Source organism: Rummeliibacillus sp. BSL5 (assembly GCF_052928305.1).
Window position 1 is genome coordinate 1,468,309 of record NZ_JAVGCV010000001.1, and the last position, 17,769, is coordinate 1,486,077.

The 17,769-nt window shown below is 40.6% G+C and carries 24 protein-coding genes and 1 riboswitch; of the genes, 5 read left to right on the plus strand and 19 right to left on the minus strand.

What is annotated here, in order from left to right; genetic code table 11:
• Positions 1–9: 9 nt before the first annotated feature.
• From purN to purE, 9 genes are all read right to left on the minus strand, one after another.
• Entirely contained in the window at positions 10–594 is a 585-nt protein-coding gene (purN, locus tag RCJ93_RS07460; RefSeq protein WP_446738709.1) for a phosphoribosylglycinamide formyltransferase, read from the minus strand.
• Complete coding sequence (gene purM, locus RCJ93_RS07465) at positions 594–1,610, minus strand: phosphoribosylformylglycinamidine cyclo-ligase (protein WP_446738710.1); 1,017 nt, start codon at positions 1,608–1,610, stop codon at positions 594–596. The genes purN and purM overlap by 1 nt, the downstream gene beginning before the upstream one ends.
• Before the next feature lie 54 nt (positions 1,611–1,664).
• Positions 1,665–3,101, minus strand: coding sequence for an amidophosphoribosyltransferase (gene purF / locus RCJ93_RS07470; RefSeq protein ID WP_446738711.1), 1,437 nt, complete (start codon positions 3,099–3,101; stop codon positions 1,665–1,667).
• On the minus strand, positions 3,086–5,308 hold the full coding sequence (purL, locus tag RCJ93_RS07475; protein WP_150283743.1) for a phosphoribosylformylglycinamidine synthase subunit PurL: 2,223 nt from the start codon (positions 5,306–5,308) through the stop codon (positions 3,086–3,088). Before purL ends, purF begins: the two co-directional genes overlap by 16 nt.
• A complete protein-coding gene (gene purQ, locus RCJ93_RS07480; RefSeq protein WP_446738712.1) occupies positions 5,292–5,978 on the minus strand; it encodes a phosphoribosylformylglycinamidine synthase subunit PurQ in 687 nt (228 codons plus the stop codon). The genes purL and purQ overlap by 17 nt, the downstream gene beginning before the upstream one ends.
• Positions 5,975–6,229 carry a phosphoribosylformylglycinamidine synthase subunit PurS gene (gene purS / locus RCJ93_RS07485; protein ID WP_066784878.1) on the minus strand — a complete coding sequence of 85 codons (255 nt, stop codon included), beginning with the start codon at positions 6,227–6,229 and terminating at the stop codon, positions 5,975–5,977. The genes purQ and purS overlap by 4 nt, the downstream gene beginning before the upstream one ends.
• The gene (gene purC / locus RCJ93_RS07490; RefSeq protein WP_149031981.1) at positions 6,222–6,941 is read right to left on the minus strand and encodes a phosphoribosylaminoimidazolesuccinocarboxamide synthase; all 720 of its coding nucleotides are present in this window, start codon (positions 6,939–6,941) and stop codon (positions 6,222–6,224) included. The genes purS and purC overlap by 8 nt, the downstream gene beginning before the upstream one ends.
• Positions 6,942–7,036: 95 nt before the next feature.
• Positions 7,037–8,185 carry a 5-(carboxyamino)imidazole ribonucleotide synthase gene (gene purK / locus RCJ93_RS07495; RefSeq protein WP_446738713.1) on the minus strand — a complete coding sequence of 383 codons (1,149 nt, stop codon included), beginning with the start codon at positions 8,183–8,185 and terminating at the stop codon, positions 7,037–7,039.
• Positions 8,169–8,654 (minus strand): 5-(carboxyamino)imidazole ribonucleotide mutase, encoded by a 486-nt coding sequence (gene purE / locus RCJ93_RS07500; RefSeq protein WP_150283740.1) that lies wholly within the window; start codon positions 8,652–8,654, stop codon positions 8,169–8,171. Before purE ends, purK begins: the two co-directional genes overlap by 17 nt.
• A 149-nt stretch (positions 8,655–8,803) precedes the next feature.
• Positions 8,804–8,905: riboswitch (purine riboswitch) on the minus strand.
• 587 nt (positions 8,906–9,492) lie between these two features.
• Here purE and RCJ93_RS07505 point away from each other — a divergent pair.
• Positions 9,493–9,798 carry a DUF3784 domain-containing protein gene (locus RCJ93_RS07505; RefSeq protein ID WP_446738714.1) on the plus strand — a complete coding sequence of 102 codons (306 nt, stop codon included), beginning with the start codon at positions 9,493–9,495 and terminating at the stop codon, positions 9,796–9,798.
• Positions 9,799–9,931: 133 nt separating this feature from the next.
• Here RCJ93_RS07505 and RCJ93_RS07510 read toward each other — a convergent pair whose 3' ends face one another.
• The 3 genes from RCJ93_RS07510 to RCJ93_RS07520 form a co-directional block, all read right to left on the minus strand.
• The gene (locus tag RCJ93_RS07510) at positions 9,932–10,510 is read right to left on the minus strand and encodes a histidine phosphatase family protein (protein ID WP_150283739.1); all 579 of its coding nucleotides are present in this window, start codon (positions 10,508–10,510) and stop codon (positions 9,932–9,934) included.
• Between the two features lie 8 nt (positions 10,511–10,518).
• Complete coding sequence (locus tag RCJ93_RS07515; protein WP_150283738.1) at positions 10,519–11,280, minus strand: thermonuclease family protein; 762 nt, start codon at positions 11,278–11,280, stop codon at positions 10,519–10,521.
• 73 nt (positions 11,281–11,353) lie between these two features.
• The gene (locus RCJ93_RS07520; RefSeq protein ID WP_446738715.1) at positions 11,354–11,899 is read right to left on the minus strand and encodes a phosphatidylglycerophosphatase A family protein; all 546 of its coding nucleotides are present in this window, start codon (positions 11,897–11,899) and stop codon (positions 11,354–11,356) included.
• 94 nt (positions 11,900–11,993) lie between these two features.
• Here RCJ93_RS07520 and RCJ93_RS07525 point away from each other — a divergent pair, with 94 nt between their 5' ends.
• From RCJ93_RS07525 to RCJ93_RS07535, 3 genes are all read left to right on the plus strand, one after another.
• The gene (locus RCJ93_RS07525) at positions 11,994–12,719 is read left to right on the plus strand and encodes an alpha/beta hydrolase (protein WP_446738716.1); all 726 of its coding nucleotides are present in this window, start codon (positions 11,994–11,996) and stop codon (positions 12,717–12,719) included.
• Positions 12,720–12,803: 84 nt separating this feature from the next.
• A complete protein-coding gene (locus RCJ93_RS07530; RefSeq protein WP_066784853.1) occupies positions 12,804–13,319 on the plus strand; it encodes a YjcG family protein in 516 nt (171 codons plus the stop codon).
• Between the two features lie 3 nt (positions 13,320–13,322).
• On the plus strand, positions 13,323–13,751 hold the full coding sequence (locus RCJ93_RS07535; RefSeq protein ID WP_147194521.1) for a GNAT family N-acetyltransferase: 429 nt from the start codon (positions 13,323–13,325) through the stop codon (positions 13,749–13,751).
• 103 nt (positions 13,752–13,854) lie between these two features.
• On the opposite strand, the gene RCJ93_RS07540 is transcribed toward RCJ93_RS07535, so the two are convergent.
• The 7 genes from RCJ93_RS07540 to RCJ93_RS07570 all read right to left on the minus strand — a co-directional run bounded on the left by RCJ93_RS07540 (position 13,855) and on the right by RCJ93_RS07570 (position 16,971).
• Positions 13,855–14,157 carry a hypothetical protein gene (locus RCJ93_RS07540; RefSeq protein ID WP_446738717.1) on the minus strand — a complete coding sequence of 101 codons (303 nt, stop codon included), beginning with the start codon at positions 14,155–14,157 and terminating at the stop codon, positions 13,855–13,857.
• A 78-nt stretch (positions 14,158–14,235) separates the two neighbouring features.
• On the minus strand, positions 14,236–14,481 hold the full coding sequence (locus RCJ93_RS07545) for a stage VI sporulation protein F (protein WP_066784841.1): 246 nt from the start codon (positions 14,479–14,481) through the stop codon (positions 14,236–14,238).
• 13 nt (positions 14,482–14,494) lie between these two features.
• Positions 14,495–14,656, minus strand: a complete 162-nt coding sequence (locus RCJ93_RS07550) for a YjcZ family sporulation protein (protein WP_066784838.1) — start codon at positions 14,654–14,656, stop codon at positions 14,495–14,497.
• A gap of 66 nt (positions 14,657–14,722) precedes the next feature.
• Complete coding sequence (gene spoVAE, locus RCJ93_RS07555) at positions 14,723–15,088, minus strand: stage V sporulation protein AE (protein WP_147194533.1); 366 nt, start codon at positions 15,086–15,088, stop codon at positions 14,723–14,725.
• Between the two features lie 10 nt (positions 15,089–15,098).
• The gene (locus tag RCJ93_RS07560) at positions 15,099–16,103 is read right to left on the minus strand and encodes a stage V sporulation protein AD (RefSeq protein WP_251645502.1); all 1,005 of its coding nucleotides are present in this window, start codon (positions 16,101–16,103) and stop codon (positions 15,099–15,101) included.
• Positions 16,103–16,558, minus strand: coding sequence for a stage V sporulation protein AC (gene spoVAC, locus RCJ93_RS07565; RefSeq protein ID WP_446738718.1), 456 nt, complete (start codon positions 16,556–16,558; stop codon positions 16,103–16,105). The genes RCJ93_RS07560 and spoVAC overlap by 1 nt, the downstream gene beginning before the upstream one ends.
• Entirely contained in the window at positions 16,558–16,971 is a 414-nt protein-coding gene (locus tag RCJ93_RS07570) for a YhcN/YlaJ family sporulation lipoprotein (protein ID WP_251645498.1), read from the minus strand. The genes spoVAC and RCJ93_RS07570 overlap by 1 nt, the downstream gene beginning before the upstream one ends.
• 137 nt (positions 16,972–17,108) lie before the next feature.
• Between RCJ93_RS07570 and RCJ93_RS07575 the strand changes: the two genes are divergently transcribed.
• The gene (locus RCJ93_RS07575) at positions 17,109–17,657 is read left to right on the plus strand and encodes a CotY/CotZ family spore coat protein (RefSeq protein WP_251645496.1); all 549 of its coding nucleotides are present in this window, start codon (positions 17,109–17,111) and stop codon (positions 17,655–17,657) included.
• The last annotated feature ends 112 nt before the right edge of the window (positions 17,658–17,769 follow it).

A 17,769-nucleotide genomic window follows, 5' to 3' on the forward strand; every position in this document is an offset into this window, starting at 1 on the left:
GATTCCTCCTCAACCTATGTTTACATGCTCTTGTTGAAATAGTTCTTTTAATACAGATGGGTAAAGACGGTGTTCTACTATTTGAATACGTTTCTTCAACGACTCTTCCGTGTCATTCTCATAAATTCGGACGAACTCCTGTGCAATGACAGGTCCTGTATCCATGCCTTCGTCCACATAATGGACGGTGACGCCTGTCTCCTTTGCCTTTGCATCCAGTGCCTGCCCAATTGCATCTTTACCAGGAAAAGCTGGAAGTAGTGAAGGATGGATATTAATGATTCGTCCTTCGTATTCCCGTAGAATGGTCGGCCCAATAAGGCGCATATAGCCTGCTAAAATGAGATATTCCACTCCTTCTGCAAGTAAATGCTGTAGGATTACTTCTTCATATGCTTTTTTATCTTCGTATTCCTTTGGATTAAAACAAAAAATAGGAATCCCCAATCCTTGGGCACGTTGTAGAACATAAGCCTCGTGATAATCACAGACAAGAAGGGACGTTTTTATTTTTAGTTCTTTCTTTGCTTCAGCTTCCATGATGGATTGAAAGTTTGAGCCGTTACCTGATGCAAAAATAGCAATTTTTTTCATTAGGCAAACGAGACTCCTTCCCCTGCAACTGTTTCGCCAATAATATATGCTTCTTCACCTGATTTTTTAAAATGAGCTACAGCACGTTCGGCGTCTTCACCCTTCACGATCACAGCCATACCAATGCCCATATTAAAGATTTGATACATTTCATGTGTTGAGATTTGCCCTTTCTTCTGCAATAAAGAAAATATTGGGTGAACCTTCCAGGTGTCGAGTTTCACAGCTGCTCCTACTCCGGCAGGCAGCATGCGAGGTAGATTTTCTACAAAACCTCCACCTGTAATATGGGCCATCCCTTTGATATCAATTTCTTGCACCGTAGCCTGAATAGCTCGTACGTAAATTCTCGTCGGTGTAAGCAGTACTTCACCAAGTACCCCATCAATCTCCTCAACATACTGATCCAAAGGCATATCTTCAATAACTTTTCGTACTAATGAAAAACCATTGCTATGAATACCACTTGAAGCAAGGCCAATAATCGCATCGCCAGGCTGGATAGATTCACCTGTGATTAATTGAGATTTCTCGCATGCCCCTACAGCGAAACCAGCCACATCATATTCATCTGCATCATACATGCCAGGCATTTCAGCTGTTTCGCCGCCAATCAATGCACAGCCTGCTTGCTCACAGCCTACAGCAATTCCTTTCACGATATCTTCAATACGTTCCGGCACTGCTTTACCCAGCGCGATATAATCAAGAAAATAAAGCGGCTGTGCACCCTGTACGGCAATATCGTTTACACACATTGCGACACAGTCAATGCCGATTGTGTCATGGCGTCCCATCTTCATCGCTAGAAGAAGCTTTGTCCCTACACCATCTGTTCCTGATACTAAGACAGGTTCCTTTAAACCTAGTGTGGAAAGGTCAAATAGTCCGCCGAAGCCGCCAAGTCCACTCATCACTTCTGGCCTCATCGTTCTTGCCACATGTTTTTTCATGCGTTCTACGGATTCATAGCCGGCTTCAATATCTACACCAGCTTGTTTGTATGCATTTGCCATGGAATGACTCCTTTTTAGGATTTCTATTTTTTGCCAAGATTAATTGTTGGAGCGTCAGTTAGCTCCCAATTTTACTTCTTCTACTGTTAGATTTTCTGATACAGGTTCTGTTGCCGGATAAATTTCCGTTGGGTATTGGCCTGTAAAACATGCTAAGCATTGCCCTCCATCTGCATAAGGCCTACCAATTCCCTTGACCATGCCCTCTACACTTAAGAAAGTAAGCGAGTCTGCTCCAATCAATTCACGCAGCTCCTCGACTGACAGTTTCGATGCGATCAGTTCATCTTGCGTTGATGTATCGATACCATAAAAGCAAGGATTTTTAATAGGTGGTGAACTGATACAAACATGCACTTCTTTCGCTCCCGCTTCTTTCAGCATCGCTACAATTCGTTTGCTTGTTGTTCCCCGTACGATCGAATCATCGACCATGACTACACGTTTACCTTCTACAACGCCTCTCACAGGTGACAGCTTCATTTTCACACCTTGCTCCCGGAGAGACTGTGATGGCTGGATAAATGTCCGCCCGACATAACGGTTTTTAATGAGGCCCATCTCGTATGGAATACCAGATGCTTCCGCATAGCCAATCGCTACTGAAACGCCAGAATCGGGCACCCCTGTCACGACATCTGCATGGATCACTGATTCTAGTGCCAGCTGTTTTCCCAAATTTTTACGCGCTGTATGAACATTAATTCCATCTACATTGCTGTCAGGACGAGAGAAATAAACATATTCCATTGAACACATCGAGCGCTGTGTCGCATGTGCGAATCTCTCTGAGTGAATGCCTTCCTCATTAATAATCACAAGCTCACCCGGTTCAATATCCCGTATAAATTGTGCACCGACGATGTCTAAGGCGCATGTTTCAGAAGCTACTACAACCCCATCGCCAATCTTTCCTAAAGACAATGGCCTAAGACCATGTGGATCAAGAGCTACCATCATTTCCGTCTCGGTCATGATTAAAAAAGCATAAGCTCCCTTTAACATCCCAAGTGCATTTTTAACACGCGTCTTCAAATCTGCGAAACCACCGCGTTTAATTAAATGAGCAAGAACTTCCGTGTCTGAAGTGGTCTGAAAAATGCTTCCCTGTGCTTCTAGCTGATCTTTTAACTGTGCCGCATTCACTAGATTTCCATTGTGCGCCAGTGCAAGCCCACCGCTTTGTGAGTTAAAGAGGAATGGCTGGACATTTTCATATCCGCCACCTCCTGCTGTTGCATAACGTACATGTCCAATCGCCGCATGCCCAGAAAGTCCTTGCATTTTTTCTGATGTGAATATTTCTGTGACAAGCCCTTCGCCTTTTACACCAGTTAGATTTTTTCCATCTGTTAAAACCATTCCGCAGCCTTCTTGCCCTCTGTGTTGAAGGCTATGGAGTCCGTAATATGTAATATTTGCTGCATCCTGATGGCCCCATATCCCAAATACGCCGCATTCTTCATTTAAACCCTTTAATTCAGCAAGCATGGGATTGCTCCTTTCCACACATCCTGCAATTCTTGGACAGCCGCATCTATTAGTAGCTCTCCTTTTTCGTTATGAACGATAAGCTTTGGAGTGGACGTCACTTTCCCGAGACATACTGCATCATCCATCACTGCTTCAAATGCAGCTTGATTTGCCTCCTTAATCGATAGAAGGAAACGAGATTGTGTTTCACCAAAGAGCGCTGCTGATTCAGTACCTTTTATAGATACTTTTGCTCCCAGTTGATTTTGGCCAAATAATGATTCAGCTAGTGCGATAGATAGTCCACCTTCAGATATGTCATGAGCGGATTTAACAAGTCCTGATCGAATCGCTTGAAGCAATTGGGATTGGCGCTTTTGTTCGATTTCTAAATCAATGGCTGGGGCACTCCCAAAGATCTTTCCTTCTACCATCTTTTGGAGTTCACTTCCACCAAACTCTTCCTTTGCCTCGCCGATGATATAAATCAAATCACCCGCATCTTTAAACGTTTGTGTCGTGATATGTGCTGTATCTTCAATAAGCCCTACCATGCCTACTACAGGGGTTGGGTATACTGCTTCACCATTTGTTTCATTGTAGAGCGAAACATTACCGCCAATTACCGGCGTTTTCAGCGTTCTGCAAGCTTCGCTCATTCCGTCTGCCGCTTGCTCAAGCTGCCAGAAAATCTCTGGCTTTTCCGGGTTGCCGAAATTCAAGCAATCTGTAATAGCAAGGGGTTCTCCGCCGGAACATACAATATTTCTAGCTGCCTCGGCTACAGCGATTTTCCCTCCGTTTTCAGGGTCTAAGTATAAGTAACGCGAATTGCAGTCTGTTGTCATTGCAAGCGCCTTTTTCGTTCCTCGAATGCGGACAACTGCGGCATCAGAGCCCGGCGCTACGACTGTATTTGTTCTCACCATATAATCATATTGGTTGTACACCCACTCTTTGCTGGCAATAGTAGGCTGTGCCAATAGATTCAAAAGAGTCTCTTTATAATCTGTAACCACAGGAGCTTTTACGTTCATTGCTTGGAAATCGCGGAAAAACTGCGGCTCATTTGATGGTTTATGATAGACTGGTGCATCCTCGGCAAGTGCATCCACCGGCACCTGTGCTACTTTTTCGCCCTGATGGAATAGTGTCAACTGGTGATCATCCGTTACTCTTCCAATCGATACGGCTTCAAGGCCATATTTCGAAAACAATTCGACGATTTCGTTTTCACGACCCTTCTTAACAACAAGCAGCATGCGCTCCTGTGACTCGGAAAGCATCATTTCATAGGCGGTCATATTCGTTTCACGTTGTGGAACATGATCGAGATTCATTTCAATGCCAGAACCAGCTTTGCTTGCCATTTCAGCAGAAGAACTGGTTAAACCTGCTGCACCCATATCTTGTATGCCAACAAGCGCATCTGATTGAACAAGCTCAAGACATGCCTCAAGCAATAGTTTTTCCATAAACGGATCACCGACTTGAACGGCAGGGCGTTTTTCTTCGGATGCTTGGGAAAGTTCCTCTGAAGCAAATGTAGCTCCATGAATTCCATCGCGTCCTGTTTTTGCACCTACATACATGACAGTATTCCCTACACCATGCGCTTGGCCCTTTTTGATATCCTTATGTGCAATTAAACCGACGCACATCGCATTGACAAGAGGATTGCCTTCATAGGAAGAATCAAACTGGATTTCTCCTCCTACTGTTGGAATGCCAATACAATTTCCATATCCTGCAATACCTGCAACTACTTCTTTGAATAGGTATTTCACACGAGGATTTTGCAGTTCTCCAAAACGAAGCGAATTTAATAAGGCAATAGGGCGTGCTCCCATCGAAAAGACATCACGGATAATACCCCCTACACCTGTGGCAGCTCCTTGATAGGGTTCGATAGCCGATGGATGATTGTGGCTTTCGATTTTAAATACAACGGCTAAATCGTCACCGATATCGACAATCCCTGCGCCTTCACCTGGCCCCTGTAATACTTTTTCGCCTGTTACAGGGAACTTCTTTAAAATGGGCTTTGAATTTTTATAGGAGCAATGTTCTGACCACATGACAGAAAAAAGACCTGTTTCCGTGTAGTTAGGCGTGCGTCCCAGAATTTTTTCAACCAATGCAAATTCTTCATCCGATAATCCCATTTCAGCATACAAACGATTTTCTTTAATGGATTCAACAGTAGGTTCAAGCAGTAACGACATGTGATTCCCTCCAGCTCTTAACGATTGATTGGAACAGCTTCAGCCCGTCCTCTGATCCTAGGAGCGCATCTACAGCTCGTTCAGGATGTGGCATCATACCAAACACATTGCCTCTCGCATTCATAATGCCGGCAATATTCTCGAGGCTTCCATTCGGGTTTTCTTCATGATAGGTAAACAGGATTCTATTTTCTTTTTTTAATTCTGCTAGTGTTTGATCATTGCAAAAGTAATTTCCTTCACCATGTGCAATCGGAATGGAAAGCACTTCACCAGTTGTATATAGATTGGTGAAAGGAGTCTGGCTGTTTTCTACTTTTAATTTCACATTTCGGCAAATAAATGAAAGCTGTTCATTTCTTCTCATCGCGCCAGGCAAAAGGCCTGCTTCCAATAAAATTTGAAATCCATTGCAAATGCCAAGTACAGGCTTCCCTTCCTCAGCTGCCTTAACTACCTGCTCCATGATAGTTGAAAAACGCGCAAGCGCCCCACTTCGAAGGTAGTCTCCATAAGAAAATCCTCCAGGAAGCAAAATGCCATCATAGCGATCTAGATTGTCTTCAGTATGCCAAACATAATCCACCTCTTCACCAAGCTCATCCTTGATAGCATGGTACATATCAGCATCACAGTTCGAACCAGGAAATACAATGACAGCAAACTTCATAGCGCGGCAACCTCCTTAATATCGTAGCGATAGTCTTCAATCACCGTATTTGCCAGTAGCTTCTGGCACACTTCATTGACCAAACCATCTATATCTTGTTCTTTTTGATCAATGGTAAGTTCTAGGTATTTACCAATTCGTAACTCTTCAATTCCTTTATAGCCCAGGCTATGCAAGGATTGTTTTACAGCTGAACCTTGAGGATCTAATACACTTTCACGTAATGTAATATATACTTGTACCTTATACATGGATTTCTTCCTCCAATTTCATGAGAATCGTTTGATAAGCTTCTGTTAAACTGCCTAAGTCTCGGCGAAAGACATCTTTATCTAGCTTTTTATTTGTAGCTGTTTCCCATAGTCGACAAGTATCCGGCGATATTTCATCTGCAAGCAAAATTTTACCGTCTGCTGTTTTGCCGAACTCTAATTTAAAATCTATAAGCGTAATACCAAGTTCTTGAAAGAAAGCACTCAACACTGCATTTACCTGCTGTGCATACTGTTTTAGCAAAATTACATCAGCTGGGGCAGCAATCGCCAGTTCTTCAATATGATCTTCATTGAGCAGTGGATCGCCCAATGCATCATCTTTATAGTAAAATTCAACAAGCGGTTTAGAGAATGGCACGCCCTCTGCTATACCGAGCCTTTTGGACAGGCTACCGGCAGCCTTGTTTCGCACTACCACTTCCAATGGAATAATGGATACTTTCTTTGCAAGGTGCTCTCGTTCGGAAATTTTCTGGATGAAATGAGATTGAATGTTTTCGCTATGAAGCTTTGAAAACAGCAAACTTGTAATCGAATTATTTAAAACCCCTTTGCCCGCAATCTGTGCTTTTTTCTCCCCATTAAAAGCAGTGGCTTCATCCTTATATTGTATTAGGACTACATCTTCCTGATCTGTTGCATAAATCTTTTTTGCTTTCCCTTCATATAACATCTCTCTCTTTTCCATTCCTGCCCCTCCATTTTTCCGAATAGTATGACTAAACAATTGATAAAATGAGCCATAAAGATGGTCAAACACCCATTTCAATATATGTGCATGATTTATGTGTTTAAGGGTGTTTTCCATAATCTGCTTTTTTCAATTTGCATAAGAGCTTCTTCTGTATTCCGGTGAAGAATATTAATATGGCCCATTTTCCGGTTAAACGCTGCTTCTTTTTTTCCATAAATGTGATACTTCCACCCAAGACTATGTGGTATGGTCGTAATCGCGTTCTCCATATGCTGTCCCAGCAAATTCATCATGACAACGGGTTTTAGCAATTCGGTACTTCCTAGTGGCCAATTACAGATTGCTCGAATATGTTGTTCAAATTGTGAGGTTTCGCAGGCATCCAGTGTGAAGTGTCCTGAATTGTGCGGTCGTGGTGCTAGTTCATTCATAATCACTTTATCTTCTTCTGTCAAAAACATCTCGGCCGCAAGCGTGCCAACAACTTCTAGCTTTTCTGCGAGCATCATCGCCTGCTTGGTAGCCTCTTCGGCTGCTTTTTCACTGATGCGGGCAGGCACAATGGTCTGCGCTAAAATATTGTCTTGATGAATATTTTCAGCAATTGGGAAGCACGTACATTCACCGTCTGCTTTTCTAGTCAAAATGACAGATATCTCTTTCACGTAGGGCACCCAAGCTTCTAATACACACACACTGCTTTGTATAAGATCGCTTGCGCGAGATAAATCTATACGGTTCTTTATTACAAGCTGCCCTTTACCGTCATAACCGCCGCGAGCTGTTTTTAACACGCACGGAAATCCTATTTTTTCTACCCCGATTGCAAGTTCCTCCAAAGTTTGAATGACACAATATGGAGCGACCTCAACACCGCTGGACTTTAGAGCCGTTTTTTCAGCTATACGGTTTTGACTGATTCTTAATAATGCAGAGCCTTGAGGTAAATACGCATAATCACTAAGCCAATTCAATGCTGGAGAGCTAATATTTTCGAATTCAAATGTAATGACATCACTTACATCTGCAAGTTCTTGTAATTTTTCTGTATCATCATAAGCGCCAATAATTTCAATATCTGCTACTTGTGCACATGGCCCATTTGGAGTTGGATCTAATACCGCAACACGAAATCCCATCGCTTTCGCAGCAATGGCCATCATTCTGCCAAGCTGTCCTCCGCCGATAATGCCAATCGTTTGCCCCGGTACAATCACAGGGCTATGTAAGTTGTTCACTACTGTTTAGCACCTTCTCCCTTGTTTCATTGCGCATCATTTCTAACTTTTCCGCTAACATTTCATATGATGTTGCCAAAATTTGAGCAGCCAGCAGGCCAGCGTTTGTTGCACCTGCTTTCCCGATTGCTACTGTTGCGACTGGCACACCGCCAGGCATTTGCACAATCGATAAAAGAGAATCTAGCCCATTGAGTGCCTTCGTTTGAACTGGCACGCCAATAACAGGAAGCGTTGTCTTAGCAGCTGTCATACCTGGCAAGTGGGCAGCTCCTCCTGCCCCAGCAATTATTACTTTTATGCCGCGTTCCTTTGCCCCTTCAGCATAGTGAAATAATAATTCTGGCGTTCGGTGTGCTGATACTACTCGTTTTTCAAAGTCGATTTCCAGTTCCTCTAAAATGGCACATGTATGCTTCATTGTTTCCCAATCAGATGTGCTTCCCATGATTACCCCAACTTGTGGCATCTCTTTCCCTCCATCTAACATAAAGATAAGTAAGACATCACTCTACTGTGCATTCTTTTGAAATAAAAAAACCGGACAGATTACTTTCAAAGAGAAAGTAGTCTGTCCGGAAAGTGAAAATGGGTACACTGATCCCATAATATCCAGCAAACGGTTCTACTTTCTCTCATAGTCCAATAATTTACGGTTATTGGGTAGAAACTTTCGGGCCATATTCCCGGGGATATATGAGAGAATTGCTTATTACACCCTGATAATACTACAGGATTATCCAGCTGTCAAACCAATAATCGAACATTATATAATTTTATTTATATAATGTTCGCTTTTTAAATAGCTAATTATAAACTGCTTCTCTCCAGACGGCGCTTTCCGCGGGCTTGGCTTCAATCTCCTCATCACTTCGTTCTTGCGGGGCTTTCAGCTCAAGCTTTTCAAGCAGAAGATGCTATCTATAGCTAGCCTAATGTAAAAAAGAGGTTTAATTTTTGCTTATAATGTCTGCTTATATCGCTTCGTTCCAGACGACGCTTTCCGCGGGCTTGGCTTCAATCTCCTCATCACTTCGCTCTTGCGGGGCTTTCAGCTCAAGCTTTTCCCGCAGGAGACGCCGTCTTCCGCTACGCTATAAGATAAAGATTGTTCAAGCTTTTTGTTGCATATTATGATGAAATCAGCATTTTACACTTTTAGGTTTTTTACGTATTCAAATACATATTTAAAAATAAATTATTCACTTTTAGACTTAACACTATAAAAATATATTGAAACCAAAACGATGAATTATATATCTTGTTGTTTTCATTATACAGTTTATTAAATTGTAAAGGACGGAAGAATGGATATGGATTTTAACGGGTTTATATTAACTTCAATTGTTGGATTTATTTTAATCTTATTAGGCTATTTAATTTGGTATAAAAAGATGCTTTTTCTAATTGCGGGTTATAATGAAGCAACTTTTGAAGGGGATAAAGAAAAGTTAGCAAAGGGTACGGGCATCGTTCTTATCTTATTAGGTATAATTTTGATAGTTTTACCATATTTTCTATACTGGTTTGGAAACACACTAGTCTATTGTTTACTAGCTATTATAGGAGTAGCAGGAATAATAGTAGTTATTATGATGAGGATTAAACCATAGTTTAAATCGTCTATTTTTCATTCTTCTAATAGAATCACATAAAAAGGATAGATAGAGCTGTTTCAATCGTCTCTATCTATCCTTTTATTCATTTAAAGTTATTAATGACAACGTACTATTTCTACTTGCCCTCTTATTTTAAATCCGTCATATAGCTTGTATCATTGTATGTTTCTAATACCCATTTCTCTTTTTCATATGATAGTGTGCTAATTCCACCATTTGATAAGCGAGGGACTTCTTGAAAAACTGCCATCTTTTCAACCATATCAAAGATTGTATGGATGACTGCACCATGTGTGACTAAGATAACCTCATCGTGGGGATAGCTTTGCTGAATCTTATGCAAACCCTTTGCTAACCTTTGGCAGAGACTTTCCATAGATTCTTGGTTCGGATACTGCTTGCTTGGATATAATTTCAAACGTTCTTCTAGTGTTAGTCCTTCTGCCTTGCCGAAGTTTCGTTCTTTAAACTCGTCTATCAAAATTAATGGCAGGTCCAACGTTTCATTCATTATAGTAGCAGTTTGCCGCGCTCTTTGAAGCGTGCTACTAAAAATTACTTGGCAATTTTTATCTTGAAAGTAACTCCTACAAGCAATCGCCTGCCGCTTCCCATTTTCATTCAGTACAGTATCTGTCCCACCTTGAATTTTCCCCGCTAAATTCCAATCTGTTTCTCCATGGCGAAGCATATAGATTTTTGTCATTGATACACCTACCTTGCCGCTTTTGTAAAACCTGCCTTTTTGGCTTCCTCTTCTGTACAAAATGTTTTTTCCGGTTTTACATTATTGTACTGAGCCATTCCTGGTATGTGGTATAGTTTATTTCCTTTGCTGTTAATATTGCCTTTAATCGTACAAGCGCTTTTTCCGTTATCTTTTTGTCGGAAAGTCCCGTTCGAATTTTTCGTATGTTGTTGCTTTTCAACGACAGATTTGACAAATCCTCGATCGGTCACATATCCGTCATATCTCCATATCCCAATCTTCTTTTTCTTAGCTTGTTCTTGAATATCTTTAAATTCATTTACATACTTTGTATTCGGCTGATAGATATAGCCAACACGTGCTAGTCCCTCTGCCACTAATTGTTCTTGCACACTTTTTCCGTCCGCGTAGACATAAGCTAGTAGGCGGCCATACTTGTCCTCCTTATCGCCAACATCAAACTCTAAGGAAACATTCTTAGCATGATTCAATATCTCTCTATTTTTAGTCTGTGCTTCGCGCCCATATGGCTGCTCGCCAAGTTGTTTATGATACATCTCGGGTGTATCAATCAATAAGTAGCGAACTTTTTTTAGTTCACCATTATATTTCACCTTAATTGTATCGCCATCCATCACGCTTATTACCTTTACAGGTACTTTTTCTGATGTTTCAGTTTCTTGTTCATTACTAGAAGAATTGTCCAATGTACAGCCTGCAAGTACTACAAGCACCATGCTGCATAGTAGGATGATCCACCATTTCATACTATCACCATATTTTCTTTATAAATTGTATAACGCGACGAAACAGCGCCAAGTATGACGCTGCGCAAAGACGCTATACTTTATCTCTCCCTGCAATCGATTCACCTGTTTCTTCGACGTCGCGAATACGATGTGCTAGTCGAGAAGAAGCAGATGCTGCAATGCTTGCAATCAAATCATCTAAAAATGTGTGGACGCCTGTTCCGTCTCTAGTATCCAATTTCTTGATGATGCCGATTTTTTGCTTATCCAAATGTCCATACGTTGTCATTGCTATACTTCCATATGTGAGGACAGAACCTATCGCAAGTGTTTCATCAATGCCAAAAAGGCTTTCATCTGACTCGATTAATTGCTGCAACGGCTGGGATAACATTCCCTTTTCTGCTAGTTCATCTAATTCAACTCCGACGAGAATAGCATGCTGTACCTCTCTCTTATTGAGAACCCGTTCGACTGATTGAATGCAATGTGCCAGTTTCAAGCCGTTACTATAGGGATATTGCATTTCAAATACAATTTCGGCGATATCGCTAATCAATACGCCACGTCGCGCAATTGCTTCTTTCGCTGCATTTCGGACGCTTTCAGAGGATATATTTACTTTTTCATTATACATAATAATGACCTCATTTCTCCCTATATTTCTTATTATACCTTTGCAAATTCATATGTTACAATTTCCCTACAGAATGTTGAAGGGTGTGTTTGGTATGGGACAAGGAACTATTAACGATATTGCTTTTTATAGCGAAGCACTACAAGAAGAATTACATTTGTTGATTTATCTACCAGAAAATTATTCACCGCTTTACAAATATACTATTTTAATCGCTTCCGACGGGCGCGACTATTTTCAGTTAGGACGCATTTCTAGAATTGCCGATGAATATTTGGCAAATGAAGAGATTGAAAATTTAATTATTGTGGGCGTTCCATATAAAAATGTGGAAGATCGTAGACGCAAGTACTTGCCGAATGGCGACTTACATACCGCTTATTTGCGTTTCTTAGCACATGAGCTTGTGCCTTATTTAGACAAAAATTATTCCACTTATCATATGGGCATGGCCCGAGCACTCATTGGTGATTCTCAAGCAGCCACAGTGTCATTGCTTGCCGCTGTTGCCTATCCTAATACTTTTGGGAAGGTATTGCTTCAATCACCACAAGTAAATGAAGAGGTGCTTCAGAAAGTCCAAGAAATGAAAGACCCTCATGCTTTTTCGGTATATCATGTTATCGGCTCTTTAGAAACGGAAGTCGTGACGATGGATAAAAAAGTAAAAGACTTTTTGACACCAAACCGAAAACTTCACCAACTGCTTAAGGAACTAGGTGTTGATACATTTTACGATGAATTTGAGGGCAAACATACGTGGAAATATTGGCAAGCTGACTTAAAAAGAGCTATCCGACAAAATTTCGGTCAAAAATAAATAGTTAGGTAATATCCTTTACAGGAATTTCTGCTATACTGAAAATTAAGTTAACTATTTTTCTTTTAAGGAGGTTTTCATAGTATGAAATATGGAATTGTTGCATTCCCATCAAAAGAAATCCAAGATTTTGCTAACTCTTATCGTAAAAGATATGATACCCATTACGCAAAAATTACTCCGCATATTACATTAAAAGGAGAAACAGAAATCCAATCTTCAGAAATTGAGGAAATCTCAGCATCCATTAAGAAAGTGTGCGAACATTTTAATCCGCTGACTATTTCTATTTCAAAGATTAGCTCTTTTGCACCTGTTAATAATGCCATTTATTTAAAAGTGGAGCCGACAGAACAACTTATGCACTTACACGAGGCATTAGAAAATGATGTTGCAGGCGGCGAAGCAAAATATAAATTTGTACCTCATATTACGATTGCCCAAGATATGAGCGCTGGGGAACATGATGATGTCTTTGGCCAATTGCGCATGACAAAGGTTGATTTCAACGAAACAATTAATCGTATTCATTTGCTTTATCAGTTAGAGGATGGTTCTTGGACAGTGTTTGAAACTTACCGACTTAGAGGAGAAGAGTAATTATTGGTTTTCGCTAAGATTGTTGAAACAGAAAAAGAATTACAGGATGCTTTTTTTGTTCGAAGAGAAGTGTTTGTGAAAGAACAAGGAATTCCTCAACCTTTAGAGATAGATGAATATGATGAGAGTGCTACACACTTTGTCGCATACTTTGATAATCGACCGATTGCCGCTGGGCGGGTTAGATTTACAGATGAACTAGTAGCTGTTGTAGAACGCGTATGCGTTTTACCAGATTTCCGACGAAAGCAGATTGGTATTCTCATGATGAATTGCTTAGAAGATTTTATTCATGGCTCAGAGATTCGAAAAGTAAAGTTGAATGCCCAAACGCATGCCATTCCTTTTTACGAGAAACAGAATTATATCATCACTTCTCCAGAATTTCTTGATGCCGGGATACCTTACCGCGCTATGGAAAAAATAATATAACAGCAAAAAAGCTACGATGTCTTTGAATCTCAAGTACATCGTAGCTTTTTATTTGGAAGAAGTATGAAAGGGTTTAGGTTGATCAATTGATGAAATGAGCATATTAGACATATAAGTTGCAAATCAATCCCTTATCCGTTTTATTTACAATTTCGTGATCATAAGTATCAGCAGTATGGCGTTTAGGTCTGTGTATAATTGGTTGGTATACAGGTGTAGACCTTTTTTTCTCTACATAGAAAGATTGCTTCATCGTTTGTCTTTTTTGCTCTAACTCCTGCTGAAACTTTGATGAATTTTTCACTTTCTCAACACGTTCCACGTATGAATAAGATTCTCTAGTTTGTGCAGAGCGATTGATATATTGAGCAGCTTGATAGTCATTGATTGGTAAAATATAACTCATTATAAGCACCCCCGACAGTTTTTATCCTTTATACCCTATATGTTCAAAAGATAAACATCATGCCGAGGGAAACTTATATTAAAGCATATCTTGGATTTTACTTATGTCCAAATTCTTGCCATTTTTCATAATAGAATTGACAATTTGCTCTTCCAGATCTTTTGATACAGGCTTATTTGCAAGTTTCGCTACCTTTTTTACGATTTTACGTACTTGACGTTCATCTTGAAAATCGGCGCTTTGAATGGCATTTGCTAGTGCGAAGACTTCTTCCATTGGAACCCCAGTCTTTTGTTCAATCTTACGAAAGAAAGGTGAATTCATTCATTATCCTCCTCTAGCAAATGAAACTTGCGCCAACGATAATCAACAAGATGAATAAAACAACGATCAAAATGAAAGTAGAACCACCGTAAGAAGGTCCAACTTCACCGCCACCATAGCAGCCTCCGCCGAAGCCACCACCGTAACCGCCTCCGTATCCGTATCCCCATGACATATAACATCCCCTCCTCTCTTTTCTCTATATCCTATGCCTTTCGGAAAAGAGAGACCGGGCGTATGTCTATGGATGCTGACCTTTTGAGTGGAAAATAAGCGCACCAATCATACCAAAAACAATTGCCGCACTGATACCTGAACTTGTCACTTCGAACATTCCTGTCAGAACGCCAATCCATCCGTGCTTTTCTGCTTCCGCTAGAGCACCGTGTGTCAGGGAGTTACCAAAGGATGTAATCGGAATAGTTGCACCAGCTCCAGCAAAGTCAATTAAAGGTTCATACAAATTAAAGCCGTCTAAAACTGAACCAAGAACAACCAGAATACTTAAAGTATGTGCTGGAGTCAGTTTTCCTAAATCCATAATCAGTTGCCCTACAACGCAAATAAGGCCTCCTACAATAAAAGCAATCAACAATGTTGCAAACATATTTATTTCCTCATTTCATTGAAATTTCGATGGCGTGTGCTGTACATGGGATGGACTCATTTTGCTGAACAGTGAGCGGAGAGAGCAAGGCACCTGTTGCGACTGCTAAGACCCTTTCATACTTCTTCTCATTCAATCCCTTTAAAATAGTGCTGAAAAAGACAGATGCAGAGCATCCTGCGCCGCTAGCTCCGGCGAGAAATGTTTGATCATCTCCATAGAATTCTGCCCCAGCATCACGGATTTTCATGACATCCTGCTGAGCCATCCCTTCGCTAATTAAACATTCCTGTAATATAGGAAGACCAACCTTCGCTAAATCCCCCGTAATGATTAAATCGTAGTCACTTAATGATTGTCCTCTTCCTTTTAAATGCCTTGTAATTGTGTCGCAAGCTGCAGGCGCCATAGCCGCCCCCATATGGAAAGGATCAGTTTGCTGCAAGTCGATGGACTTCCCGACAGTTGCAGCCTCTATAACAGGACTATTCATCTGCCCTTTTGCAATTAATGCATAGCCTGCTGCTGTTACGGTCCATTGCGCTGTACCAGGTTTTTGACCGCCATATTCCACTGGATATCTAAATTGTCTTTCGATGGAGTTATGCTGGCTTGCAGCACCAGCCAATGCATATTTGCTTGCTCCTAATTCTGTAAGTAATGCTGCTACAATTGCTCCTGATATGGAAGTAGCACAGGCAGAATAAAGACCAAAATACGGAATACCTAACGTAGACGCCAGAAAGTTGGAGGGGGTCATTTGATTAACTAAATCACCACTCATAAGGAAGTCAACGTCACGTTCTTTAATATTCGCTTTTTCTAACGCAATTTGGCATGCTTGAAGAGCCATCTGCTTATGACCTTTTTCATTGGATTTTTCTTCTGCTCTTTCATCATCTAAAAGAAGATCAAAATCTGCAGCGAATACACTTTTTTTCTCTAGAGGTCCACCTACTACTCCAGAAGCAATAATGGAAGGCTTTGATGGGAAATAAATTACTCCTTGATCCATTACCAATTCGTCACCCCCACCGTTACTAATATAAGTTTTACTAGTGCTACAACGAAGGCTGATACAACGCCGAATACAATAACAGAACCTGCTAATTTAAAAATATTGCCACCGACACCGAGTACATATCCTTCAGATTTATGTTCAATGGCTGATGAGATAACAGCATTACCGAACCCTGTAACCGGTACAGCGCTACCTGCTCCTGCAAATTGTGCAAGCTTCTTATAAAGCCCGAATCCAGTAAGTAGCATTGATAAGAAAATTATGGTTGCGACTGTAGGGTTTCCTGCTGTTCTTTCTGTAAAGTTAAAATAAGTCATATAAAAAAACGTGATCAGCTGGCCAATTGTGCAAATGATGCCGCCTACGAGAAAAGCCTTTAAACAGTTTTTTATAATGGAAGGTTTGGGCGACAGGGATTGTTGTAGAGTATCATATTGTTTTGCATCCATTAAGTTTGTTCCTCCGCTAATTCTTTTAGATTTTTAATTTTTTCTTTTACCTTCTTCTCACTCATTTTCTTCTCATTTAATCGATCTGTTTCCATTATTATTTTCTGATCTGTACTAACTAGCACATCGCGATCAGGAAGCGCACGCTTAATTTCTTTTTTCCACTTCTTTTCATATTTCTTTTTATTCCATTTTGAAAATGGCTTTACCTCAACACCCACAATTGCCTCTTTTTTTGTAAATAAGACAGATACCTTCTGGACATGTTTGTCATGACCTAAAACTTTTTCTACCGATTGCCGTTCTTCCTGATATTTGTGGTCATCATTGACTGAGATAGCTGTACTGTTAGATTTTCCGCATCCAGCAAGCAAAGTTAAAAGAGTGATAAATATCAACAGGCTTTTTTTCATATCTTCCCCATCCTTTTTACTGATAGTATGCGAATTTTAGATTCAATTTATTCAAATGCAATAATGATAATAGCCTGTGCCATCTCGTTGATTAGCCATATAGTATAAAGAATTGGAAATAAGGAGGTGAAATTTGAATGGGTTGTGGAAGAGAAAGTACAAGTGTGAGCCCAATTATGTCAGGAAGTTGCGTGTGTGACGTATTACAAACAATTTTGGACCTCCAAGTTCAACGAGAAAATAACGAGTGCGGTCCTTGTCCTTCTAGCTGTTTCCTAGAACCTCTAGGCGGTTTAGTAAGTCCATCAAGATCAAATGCTGATACTCGTGTATTTATGTTACTAACAAAAGATGGCACGCCATTTAAAGCATTCTTTAAAAACTCTCGTCACCATCGGAATTCTCCAGGAAATGGAGTGCAAGGCGGTATGAATAATAATCCTCATCATCATCAGTCTTGCTTCTCTGTTTTCTTCCGTGTAGAAGATATTTTTGATGACTGCTGTGCAACATTACGTGTATTAAAACCAAACCGTAACATCCTTAAAGAATGTGGCTCTATTGACTTCAACAAAATTTGTGAAGTAACTGACTTTGCCCTTACAGATAGTTGCATTACCGTAGATCTAGATTGCTTCTGCGGCGTACAATGCGTGCAAGATGTCTTCCTAGACGTCTGCCAATAAAAAGCTCGCTCAAGGTGAAACAGCGTCGGAATATTGCGAAGGGCCCTGATCTCTATGGTCAGAGCCCTTTGTTTGTTTTAGCCCAGTCTCTTTTTTTAAAAGGGCATATGTT